Raw genomic sequence first — 11,249 nt, forward strand, 5'->3', positions numbered from 1 at the left:
ATTGATGCTTTAGATCGTAACATAATCTAGATCTGATTGAAGTTTTATTTGAATGTGTAGCTGCTTGCAATCATTTTATGATCTAGCTCTCTACCCTCATTACGGTAACACCTTTATTAATCGCTTTACAACAAATTATTGAGGCTATTTGGCATGTCGACGGTCCAAAACTTGATGTGGGTAGAAAAGTACAGACCTCTAAAGTTAGAGGATATGGTGAATCAGAAGCCCGTTGTCGAGCGTTTACTTTCGATGTTAAAATCTCCCAATGAGATGCCCCATCTACTCTTTACCGGTCCGCCTGGTGTTGGGAAGACTACCGCTGCTCTATGTGTAGCGAGAGCGATAATGAACGATTATTGGAGAGATTATACTTTGGAATTGAATGCCTCTGATGAAAGAGGCATTAATACAGTGAGAGAAAGGATAAAAACCTTTGCCCGATATGCCGATAGGCGTGTGGATATTCCATTCCGAATCATCATACTCGATGAAGTCGATGCGATGACGAGTGATGCCCAAACGGCATTGAGAAGGATTATGGAGACGAGCTCTAATATATGTAGATTTATACTGATAGCGAATTATAGTTCAGCGATCATCGAGCCTATTCAGAGTAGGTGTGCCATCCTGCGTTTCTCTCAACTTGAGGAGAAGGATGTTGTGGAGTACTTGGAGAAGATATGCAAGTTAGAGAATTTGAAGTATAAAAGAGAGGCTCTATCATTGATTTATGAAGTTTCTGAAGGAGATTTGAGACATGCGATCAATATACTTCAAGCGGCCGCTACGATCGGCGTGGTCGATGTAGAGAATGTAAAGAGGACTACTGGCATTTCAGCGAAGGCCAAAGTGAATGAAATCGTGAATCTTGCCCTTAAAGGTAGAATCGAAGAATCGAGAAACGAATTGATAAAGTTGATCAGGGTATATGGGATGTTAGAGCGGGACTTTCTCAAGTATGCCCACGATGCTATATTAAGGATGAAGCTACCAAATTCTCATGAAGCTGCGAGGGTGATGGCAGAGTATGATTATCGATTGATCATGGGTGCCCATCCAGAGATACAGTTATCGGCGCTATTGGCGGAGTTGGGTAGAATAGGTAAAGAGGCCGGGTTTGGTAAAGAAGGTAATTAGTTGAGGTAGAGGATTGTGAAGTTAAATCTACCTCGTGGTATGCGTGACCTCGATCCCGAAACTTACTTACTAATCGAGAAGGTTCGAAGTGTATTCATGGATGTTTGTAGATTGTACGACTTTAAGATCATGGAACCATCTCCCATCGAATTAGTATCTACTCTGAAGATGAAGAGCGGGCCTGCGATCCTAGACGAAATATACTACTTTAAAGATAAAAGTGGTCGAGATGTTGGATTAAGGTTCGATCTCACCGTAGGGTTGACACGTTACGTGGTATCACACCGTGAACTTCCCCTCCCTATAAAGTTGGGTGCATTTGGAGGTATGTGGAGATACGATGAACCTCAATATGGGCGCTATAGATGGTTCCATCAATGGAATATAGAGATCTACGGTTCGAAGAGTGTCGAGGCCGATGCCGAGGTGATAGACTTCACATCGACCATGATGAATAAGTTGGGCCTCACTAACACCTCAATAGAGGTTGGTGATAGAAGTGTAGTGGAAGAATTTATCAGATCAAAGTTAAAGATCGATGATAAATCGAGAATACTAGAGATGTTAAGGGCACTCGATAAAGTGGGCAGAAAGGGTGTAAGTGTAGTCCTTGAGGAATATAGTAGTAATGAGGCCGAGAGGAAGGGTCTTGAAGATTTGATTCGATTCGGCGAAATCAAAGGGAGGGCTGAGGATGTTTTGAATCGATTAAGAGATTTAGGGTTAAAATCTCAAACGAATCTTGAGCAACTTGTAGATTCATTAAATTCAAGAGGGATTCATAATGTACTGTTAAATATGGGCATCGTGAGAGGGATCGATTACTATACAGGGATCGTCTTTGAGGTCTTTGATAGGGAAGATATCGAATTGGGCGCACTCGCTGGTGGTGGGAGGTATGACGTACTACCCGAGGTATTCGGGAGGCCAGATATGGGGGCTACAGGCGTGGCTGGCGGTGTTGAGAGAATATCACTCGCTCTAAAGAAGATGGGTAATCTGGCCAAATTTGATGGTATAAGAGTGTATGTAGCCTATGCGAAGCCTGAGCTGATTACTCATGCGAGCAAAATCACCTCCGTGCTGAGGCGTAATGGTATACCTGCAGATATGGATATTTCGAATAAGAGTTTAAGGCGCCAGATGGAGATGGCCTCTTTAAAATCTGCCAAATACGTGGTTTTGATCGCTCCGAAAGAGTATTCGGAGGGGAGTGTGGTTTTAAGGGATATGAATTCAGGGGAAGAGAGGGTGATAAAGGTAGATGATTTGCTCTCTTCTTTAAGAGAAGGTAAATAGCTAGGAAAAAGGGGAAGGGAGGGAGGAGTAAGAAATAAGTTTAGATGTTAGTAATATGTTATTAATTGCTTACAGAAGCAAATTTTAGAATAGATCATGAGTATGTATACGTTGAAGGGTACGAGAATTATAAAGATAGATCCCGCAAATATAGATAAGGAGTTAATAAGGTTAGCTGCAAATGTAATAAAGGATGGAGGTACCGTAGCATTCCCAACGGAGACCGTTTATGGTTTGGGCGCTAATGCCTTAGATTCTGATGCAGTAATAAAGATATTCAAAGCAAAGAATAGGCCTATGGATAATCCTATAATCGTCCATATAGCGAATAGAGATACGTTAAATCTGTTGGCAGTAGAGGTTCCTGATTTTGTAGATAAATTGATTGAGAGGTTCTGGCCCGGCCCTTTAACATTCATATTAAAAGCATCTAAAATCGTGCCGAAGGTAACTACAGGAGGTTTGGATACGATCGCTATAAGGATGCCCAATCATAAGGTAGCGTTGGCTTTGATAGAAGAATCCAAGGTGCCCCTCGCTGCACCCAGTGCCAATTTGGCAGGCAGACCGAGCCCCACATCGGTGGAGCATGTTATAGAAGACCTTGCGGGAAGGATCGATTTGATAATAGACTCAGGCCCTACCAATATAGGTATAGAGTCCACGGTCTTAGATGTAAGTGGAGATGTCCCCACGATATTAAGACCTGGAGGTGTAACCTTGGAAGATCTGAGGGAGGTGATAAGAGAGGTGAAGTTACATCCGGCAGTTACATCTAAGATAGAGGTAGAAAGGCCATTATCACCGGGTATGAAGTATAGACATTATGCACCGAAGGCAGAGATGTTGGTTGTAGAAGGAGAGGAATTATCGGTTAAAGAGAAGGTCCAGGAAATCGTCAATAAAAATGTAGCGATAGGTAAGTCCGTTGGTATATTGACCTTTGATGAGAATAAAGGTATCTATAGGAATGCGATTATCAAATCCTTGGGGAGTAGACAAGATTTAAAGTCTGCAGCTAAAAGGCTCTTCAGCCTCTTAAGAGAATTCGATAAAGAGCATGTAGATTTAATAGTGGCCGAAGGTGTAACGGAGGAAGGGTTAGGACTCGCTCTGATGAATAGATTGAGAAAGGCATCCGGATATAGAATAGTAAAGGTGTGAGTATGATATTGTCAACAATCTTATGATCACACTGTAGATTCTAAGATCGATTACCCTTTTTTATTAAGACATCTCTCAAACCTAATCTCTTTATCTTTAATACTTAGCACGACCGAAGATTTCGGTCATCTCTTTAAATCTTTGAAGATCATCAGACATCAACTGTTCAACGGTAACTCTCCATTCCCAGTTGTGTAGAGTTGAGGATGGACGGTTCATTCTTGCCTCAGAACCTAGCGATAGTATATCTTGCATTGGTATGATACTTAAATTGGCTACAGAGATCATCGATAGTCTGATGAATTCCCAGCTCACATTCTCTTCCGACAATTCTCTACCCACATACTTGAAGAGCATAGCTTTCTCCTTCTGGGTCGCCTCTTCTAAAAACCAACCCTTTACCGTATTGGTATCGTGAGTCCCCGTAAGAACTACTGAATTCTTCGAGTGGTTATGTGGTAAATATGGATTATCGGGCGAACCATCGAATGCGAATAAGAGAACCCTCATACCCGGAATTCCAAGTCTATTCATAGCCTCTCTCACATCAGGTGTTATCACGCCCAGATCTTCAGCTATAAATGGTAGATTTGGAAAATGTCTGACGAGTGTTTTGAAGAATTCCTCGGATGGTGTCTTGACCCACTCCCCATTCGCTGCTGTATCCGAGTGTGCTGGAACCTCCCAGTAGGCGAGGAAGCCTCGAAAATGATCAAGGCGTAACAAATCATAGAGTTTTAAATTATGCTTTATTCGATTCATCCACCATTCGAAATCTGTTTCTTTCAATCGTTCCCAATCGTATACAGGAGTCCCCCACAGTTGGCCTTTAGCACTAAAGTAATCGGGCGGTACACCACTTACGAATAGGGGCCTTTTCTTCTCATCCAACTTGAATATTTCAGGATTAGTCCATACATCTACACTATCGTAACTTACATAAAATGGGATATCACCTATGATCTTCAACCCCATCTTATTACAATAATCTTTTAGGGAGAACCATTGTTTAAAGAATAAGAATTGTGTAAACTTCTCCAACTTTATAAGATCTTTAAGGGACGATCTTTTCTCATTCAATGCCTTCTCTTCTCTGTTGCGTAGATGGTCTGGCCACAGATACCAAGGGCCATTGAATACTCTCTTTAAAACTTTGTAAAGGGCATAATCATCCAGCCATTTAGAGTTTTCATCACAGAATGCTTCATATTCAGCCTTATAGATATGAGTTTGGGTAAATGATTCATATGCTCTTTCAATGATCAACTCTTTAACTCTGGATACCGCTTTATAATCTACGTATCTAGACGGTAGATTTATAAATTCTTTAGCAAGGGAGTCGGGCAGAATTCCTTCTTCTATCAATAAGTTAGGACTTATGAGTAATGGGTTGCCTGCAAACCCTGAGTCTGAGAAGTACGGTGAATTTCCATACTCTATGCTGGTAGGGTTCAATGGTAAGATGCTCCAATAGCTCTGCTTCATCTTCGATAATAGATTTGAGAATTCATAAGCCCACTCCCCCAAATCGCCTATTCCAAATTTTGATGGAAGGGAGGTTATATGGAGGAGAATTCCGCTAGCCCTTTTCTCCATAATTTTCACCTAGAATGATCTTGAAAGTTATATGCTCGATCATAAAAGACCATCGAAAGCAATACTAAAGCGCTCTTTAAGAGATTTTTCATACCTAAATCTTAACCTTCAACAATTCACATAATTTATTGAAAGTGGTTAACCACCTAATCGCATCTCTATCCCCTTTTTCGCCCCTTTCCTTCATAAGTTGGTAATATGACTTGCAGAGTGAGAAGATTATGTTTTGGGAACGCCACAGGTTAAGTTGTATAGGTAACCGATTTAATAACTCTAACAATTTTTCAACCTTTTCGAGATTTTCTATATTTTCGGGGTCATCGATAACCCCTTTCAACTCTGCAGCTATCCTTGAGCTAGCTTTAAGGCCGATCAACTCTCTATCGATCTCGATTGTTAATTCCCTTGTATAATCTACTAACTTTTCTAATAGATCTAAATCTATATCTTTAGATGAGATGATCTCACTGATCTCTGAATTTATCGCAACATTCGCAGCTACTTGTAGGGCTTTTGGAGGTGCAATATTGACATCTCTTAAGAATCTCATTATCGGATAATTATCTTTAAATATTCTTCTATAGTAAGATTCGATTTCACCGACCGATACTTGCATGATCTTCTGTAAAATCTTCCTTTGCTCATCTTTAAAAAGGTCCTTGATCGAGTAAGTATTTTTCTCAAAGTACTTATCTATCAATGTTACGATCTTTTGCACCTCGGCCCTTTCGAACTTTGAGAGAATATCCTTGCGCATATTTACAAATTCTTCATCACTCATACGCTCCTTAACCCCTCCGAACACGTTATGGTCGCCAAACCATAACGCTGAATAGCTAATCGTTGTGCTGCTCCATGTAATGTTGGATGATATCTTCGATCTACCTATAATCAATTTAAGCCTTCCCAATCGATATTCTTCATAAATCTCATCACTTACTTTATAGCAGTATATGGTTGAAGGTCTTGCTTCTGCAAAGAGAGAAGAGATCACGTAATGCACACCTACCTTTACAAGATCTACAATTAGTGGCACTACACATACGTTGAATACATCTGCCCCATTCTTAAATTTCGGATTATTGCTAGGTGCTTCTTTGAGTATATTTATGTAGTCTGGTTTTAGATCGATACCACTTACTCTATGCGCAAGTTGCATAGCCCTTGCTGCATACTGCATCACTTGTACAGTTTCAATATCCGATATATCATCGAAGAACCATCCACAGCTCGTATACATTAATAAAGCATTCCTCTGCATCTCGAGGAGTCTTAAAATATTTCTCTTTTCATCCTCGACCAACTCTCTCTTAGCATGTTTAGCAAGAAAGTCTTCAACATTCTGCTTAGATCTATCGAGAATGATTGTGATATAATCATCTCTAGCCCTCCAAGGATCTTTAAGGTACTCTAGCGCCTCATATTCAAAGATTTTAGCTAACCTATCTCTCAACCAATCCATCGCTATCCTTAGCGGCTTGCGCCACTCTTGACTCCAACCCCTTACCCTCCCAGCACTACACCCACAGTTATCTCTCCATCTTTCCACACCATGTACACACGACCAAGATGTATTCTCAATGATCTGAACTTCATTTTGAGGAGGGAACCTTTCGAGGTACTCTCCATAATTTGTAATCCTCGCCAAATTGTTAGATTCTATATAGTGGAGGCAGTAGGCGAGGGCCATGTCACCGAACTTATGATGATGACCATACGTTTCACCATCGGTAGCTATGTGAACGAGCTGTGGGTAACTCTCATCTGTGAATGCACCTATGAGCCTCCTTGCAAATAATTCCCCATTATCTAGAAGGTTACCGAAGGCTACTTCACTCGATATCAATCTATCGTAAAAAAAGATATTAATACTCCTACCCGATGGCAAATTGCAAAGATAAACCTTCTTTGGATCGATGATCCCCCCTCTCACATCGAACCATTCTCTATCACCGAACCTTCTAACTCTCTCCGCCTGATGGGGAGAGAGTATCGTAAATTTTATGCCAAACTCTGCAAGTATATCGAGGGTCTCTAAATCTACCGCAGTCTCGGGTAGCCAGACCCCTTCCGGGTACCTTTTAAAACGCTTTTTGAAATCCTCGATCCCCCACTTTACTTGTGTATACTTATCTCGTTTGTTCGCCAAAGGCATTATAATATGATTGTAAGGTTGGGCTATAGCCGAGCCATGGCCGGAGAACCTTTCCATACTCACCTTATCGGCTTCGAGGATCGCTTCATAAACCTCTGGCTCATGCTTCTCCAACCAGTAAAGGAGTGTGGGTCCAAAGTTGAAGCTGATCTTCGAGTAATTGTTTATTATGTTGACGATCGTGCCCTTTGGATCGATGATGCGGGATGCTGTGTTCGGTGCATAACATTCGGCCGTAATCCTTTCATTCCAATCGTGGTAAGGGTACGCAGATTCCTGAAGTTCTACCTCCTCAAGCCAAGGATTCTCTCTTGGTGGTTGATAAAAGTGTCCGTGAATACAGACAAATCTTTCCATTCGTCACACCATCTTCATTCAGATGCCTTGCTTTCACCATCGATAAATGATCTTTTAATCTTTGACCCTTCTTCTAATGTATAAGCATTGAAGCCCAAATATTTACCTTTTTGTATAGACATGAAGACTTTTTAATCGCAATTTTAAAATTTTCTCTTAATCGATACTCCATTCGAAGCCCTTTTTTATCATTCATTGAGATAATTTGATATCAACGGTAGGGCTCGATGATCACTTTAAGAGCTTCTTTAGCTTCGGCAACGAGTTTAAAGCCCAATCCAGTTTCAGCTAGGCTTAAGCGGTGAGTGACCATGTCACGCACATTCACTTTACACTCAGCGATAAGATTGAATGACTCTTGAAGGTCTCGAGGAGCCGCACCATATGAAGTAAGCATCGTTACTTCATTACGCCAAAACTCCGCGATCGGTACTGGTAGATTGATACCCAATTCTGGCACAGCGAAGAATAGAATCACACCTCCACGATCCACACACTTTAACGCCTGCTCACTCGCTGATAATGCTCCCGTGCACACTATGACTCGATCGGCGAGTCTACCATCGTTAAATTGAAGCAATTTGTTAACCACATCATCCCGCGCATTTATCACATAATCGGCCCCGAACCTTCTCGCCGCATTCAAACGGTAATCATTTACATCCGTAGCTATTATACGCTTTACACCCTTCAGACGAGCGAGTTGAATGTGGAGAATGCCAGCGACACCGCTGCCCAGTATAAGTACTGTATTATCTTTCTGCACGTTCGCTAACCTCTGGCCACGTACCACACAACCTAAAGGTTCGATGAATGTCCCATCGATGAATGACATATTATCGGCCAATACGAATACACCTCGCTCCACATTTATTCTAGGGACGCGTATGTATTCAGATAGACCTCCGGGGTAATAATTCGTTCTGTGTAAAGTTTCACAAGCGGTATGATGATCTGCCAAGCAGTATTTGCAACTGTTGCAAGGGACGTGGTGTGAGACAAAGACACGATCACCAACCTTATAACGTTCAACACCATCCCCAACCTCAACGACTTCACCAGTCGCTTCATGACCGAGTACTAGAGGTGCCCTTTTGATACGATACCACTCGAGCACATCGCTACCACATATACCACAAGCCATAACTTTTACCAACAATTCACCAGCACCGATCTTCGGCCTCGGCATTTCTTCTATCCTTATATCGTTATTGTTATAGTACATTGCGACACGCATGAGTGATCCTAACATTATCTCTCTAACTAAACTAATATGTATTTAGTCGATCTTCTCAGCAAAACATCGATCGTTATTCATCTACGCTATCACAAGACCCTAACAAGGTAAAGAGAGTATAAAACAAATTTCATAGATGTGGATCGTTTGGTCGATAATGCGTTAACTACATGCTATGATTAAGCTACAAATATCCTAAATCCTTTTAGAAATAGCGTTAAATATTTAAAGTAATGGCCTTTTCTCTTTCTTGAAGAGGGATAGAGATGACGAAGCATGCCTTTAAAATTACCGTGCTACTCAGCTTCATCGTTTGGCTTGTAGCGATGCTTTCATTCCCCATTCTAAAGAACCCTCAACCATTGATAATCGGTATCCCCTTTCCACTACTATACCTATGGAGTATACAGATCGTCCTATGGATCCTCGGTCTACTGGCCATCTACTTCTGGTTAAAGATGGGTGAGTAGTATGAGCATAGAGAGCCAGATCAATAGTGGTGTAGTCATCGGTTACATGGTATTGATGATAATTTTGGGATACTTTGCTGGTAGAAGGACAAAGCCCGTACCGGAAGACTTTTATCTGATGGAGAGGAAGATCAGCCCTATATTCATCTTATTCACATACCTCGCTACTTTACAGAGCATGGTCGCATTCTTAGCCGCTACAGCTACGTACGCAACTCATGGCATCGCATTCCTCGTCTTACCCGTATCCCAAGGTATAATCTTAGTATTACTTACACTCTTAACGGGTTGGAAGTTTAGAGAATTCGCAAGAGAGCATGGTATGTTAACACAAGGAGAATTTATCTACTATAGGTATGGATCGAGGGCTGGGCAATTCATCACCGGGCTCGCTGGTTACATCTTCAATCTATTCTACATAGGGATTCAGCCGATCGGTATGGCTTACGTACTTTGGGCATTGGGGCTCATGGATTATAATGTTGCACTGCTCTTGGTCGGTGGTGTAACTCTGATCTACACACTTGTAGGTGGATTAAGAGCTGTAGTGTGGACAGATCTTATACAAGGCATACTGCTACTACTCTTCCTTGTGGTTGCGGCATTCTTCATCCTCGCACCACTTGGGGGTATAGGAGGCGCGATTTCACTTGCTTATAGCAAGAACCCCGCGCTCTTCTCACTCCCAGGAGCAGCAAAGTTTTATAGAGATGCCATTTGGGTTTCACTATTTATTGCTCTACCACTCGGTATCTGGCTTTCACCACACCTATTCGTCAGACATTACATGGCTAAAGATAGGAAGAGCCTGGCGATGATACCGATAGCGGTAATATTATCACAATGTATCATGTGGGTATTCGTAAGCCCACTGCTCGGCCTAATTACAGGCCCAATCTTAGGTCCAGTGAAAGATTGGAGGATACCAAGGGCCGACCTTGCCATTCCATTCTTACTTGAGAAGTTTGCACCTTGGTGGATAATAGGGCCTGTATTGGCTGGTGCGATGGCTGCGGGTATGTCAACGGTAGATTCTCAAATGCTCTTGAGCGGTCAGATATTCGTAAGAGATATTTATGAGCCTATCTTTAAGAGGAGGATAAGTGATAGAGGTGCTATACAGCTCGGTAGGGTCTGTATAATAATTACGACGATCATCGCACTTCTTATTGCACTCAATCCACCGCCTTTAGTTATCGATCTGATGATAGGTGTAGCGTTTGCGGGCTTTGCCCAATTCTTCCCAGGGTTGATCATAGGTTTGTATTGGAAGAGGATGAACAAGTATGGAGTAATAGCGGGTTTGATCGCTGGACTCGCAACTGTAATAGGCATTCAATTATATCAGATGGTCTACAGAGTAGGAGCTGTTGGATACTTTATGGATATTCACAACGGTGTATGGGGGCTTGCAGTAAATATTGTATTAGCGGTACTCGTGTCGTTGATTACGAAGGTTGAACAAAAGTAAGACCGTTCCGAATGGCAACCTCATACTCCAACGATAGGAGGGCTACGTAAACCATAAAGATACATAGTAGTAGAGGAATAAAAATCCCTTCTTATTTACCATCTCTTTTATTTATGACTCAATCTTGAACTTTTATTCCATAATATTGGTTTCGAACCAAACGTATCGTATCATCATCTTCTTCAAATTTTCAATAAAATTTAATGATCCTTGATGCTCGAAGTATTTTACGTAAATTCTATATGATACGCTACCTTTATCTATACTCAAATATGCCCTTTCTTCTCTATTATCTTAATTAACTTTATCTTGCTTTCTATTGATTACTCTTTTCAGCTTTTAATTCATTAAATAATTTGT

General features: G+C 41.4%; 8 protein-coding genes. 5 read left to right on the forward strand and 3 right to left on the reverse strand.

The annotated features are described in order from the left end of the window. Positions 1 to 153: 153 nt before the first annotated feature. From NZ896_05165 to NZ896_05175, 3 genes are all read left to right on the forward strand, one after another. Positions 154 to 1,140 (forward strand): replication factor C small subunit, encoded by a 987-nt coding sequence (locus NZ896_05165; GenBank protein MCS7116845.1) that lies wholly within the window; start codon positions 154 to 156, stop codon positions 1,138 to 1,140. Between the two features lie 15 nt (positions 1,141 to 1,155). Further along, positions 1,156 to 2,439, forward strand: a complete 1,284-nt coding sequence (gene hisS, locus NZ896_05170) for a histidine--tRNA ligase (protein ID MCS7116846.1) — start codon at positions 1,156 to 1,158, stop codon at positions 2,437 to 2,439. A 96-nt stretch (positions 2,440 to 2,535) separates the two neighbouring features. Next, positions 2,536 to 3,603 carry an L-threonylcarbamoyladenylate synthase gene (locus tag NZ896_05175; protein MCS7116847.1) on the forward strand — a complete coding sequence of 356 codons (1,068 nt, stop codon included), beginning with the start codon at positions 2,536 to 2,538 and terminating at the stop codon, positions 3,601 to 3,603. A 96-nt stretch (positions 3,604 to 3,699) separates the two neighbouring features. Here NZ896_05175 and malQ read toward each other — a convergent pair whose 3' ends face one another. The 3 genes from malQ to NZ896_05190 all read right to left on the reverse strand — a co-directional run bounded on the left by malQ (position 3,700) and on the right by NZ896_05190 (position 8,948). After that, on the reverse strand, positions 3,700 to 5,199 hold the full coding sequence (malQ, locus tag NZ896_05180) for a 4-alpha-glucanotransferase (GenBank protein MCS7116848.1): 1,500 nt from the start codon (positions 5,197 to 5,199) through the stop codon (positions 3,700 to 3,702). Positions 5,200 to 5,293: 94 nt separating this feature from the next. Next, the gene (locus NZ896_05185) at positions 5,294 to 7,711 is read right to left on the reverse strand and encodes a DUF3536 domain-containing protein (GenBank protein MCS7116849.1); all 2,418 of its coding nucleotides are present in this window, start codon (positions 7,709 to 7,711) and stop codon (positions 5,294 to 5,296) included. 211 nt (positions 7,712 to 7,922) lie between these two features. Then, positions 7,923 to 8,948, reverse strand: coding sequence for an alcohol dehydrogenase catalytic domain-containing protein (locus NZ896_05190; protein ID MCS7116850.1), 1,026 nt, complete (start codon positions 8,946 to 8,948; stop codon positions 7,923 to 7,925). Between the two features lie 266 nt (positions 8,949 to 9,214). On the opposite strand from NZ896_05190, the gene NZ896_05195 reads away from it, so the two are divergent. Continuing rightward, positions 9,215 to 9,418 carry a hypothetical protein gene (locus NZ896_05195; protein ID MCS7116851.1) on the forward strand — a complete coding sequence of 68 codons (204 nt, stop codon included), beginning with the start codon at positions 9,215 to 9,217 and terminating at the stop codon, positions 9,416 to 9,418. Position 9,419: 1 nt separating this feature from the next. Next, positions 9,420 to 10,889, forward strand: coding sequence for a sodium:solute symporter family protein (locus NZ896_05200; protein ID MCS7116852.1), 1,470 nt, complete (start codon positions 9,420 to 9,422; stop codon positions 10,887 to 10,889). Positions 10,890 to 11,249 lie beyond the last annotated feature (360 nt).

Source organism: Nitrososphaerales archaeon (genome assembly GCA_025058425.1).
Classification (GTDB): Archaea; Thermoproteota; Nitrososphaeria; order Nitrososphaerales; family JANXEG01; genus JANXEG01.

Bases quoted from the DNA above. Each gene is read 5' to 3' on its own strand.
- NZ896_05165 (MCS7116845.1), top strand. From the start codon at position 154: ATGTCGACGGTCCAAAACTTGATGTGGGTAGAAAAGTACAGACCTCTA.
- NZ896_05175 (MCS7116847.1), top strand. From the start codon at position 2,536: ATGAGTATGTATACGTTGAAGGGTACGAGAATTATAAAGATAGATCCC.
- malQ (MCS7116848.1), bottom strand. From the start codon at position 5,199: ATGGAGAAAAGGGCTAGCGGAATTCTCCTCCATATAACCTCCCTTCCA.
- NZ896_05185 (MCS7116849.1), bottom strand. From the start codon at position 7,711: ATGGAAAGATTTGTCTGTATTCACGGACACTTTTATCAACCACCAAGA.
- NZ896_05190 (MCS7116850.1), bottom strand. From the start codon at position 8,948: ATGCGTGTCGCAATGTACTATAACAATAACGATATAAGGATAGAAGAA.
- NZ896_05195 (MCS7116851.1), top strand. From the start codon at position 9,215: ATGACGAAGCATGCCTTTAAAATTACCGTGCTACTCAGCTTCATCGTT.
- NZ896_05200 (MCS7116852.1), top strand. From the start codon at position 9,420: ATGAGCATAGAGAGCCAGATCAATAGTGGTGTAGTCATCGGTTACATG.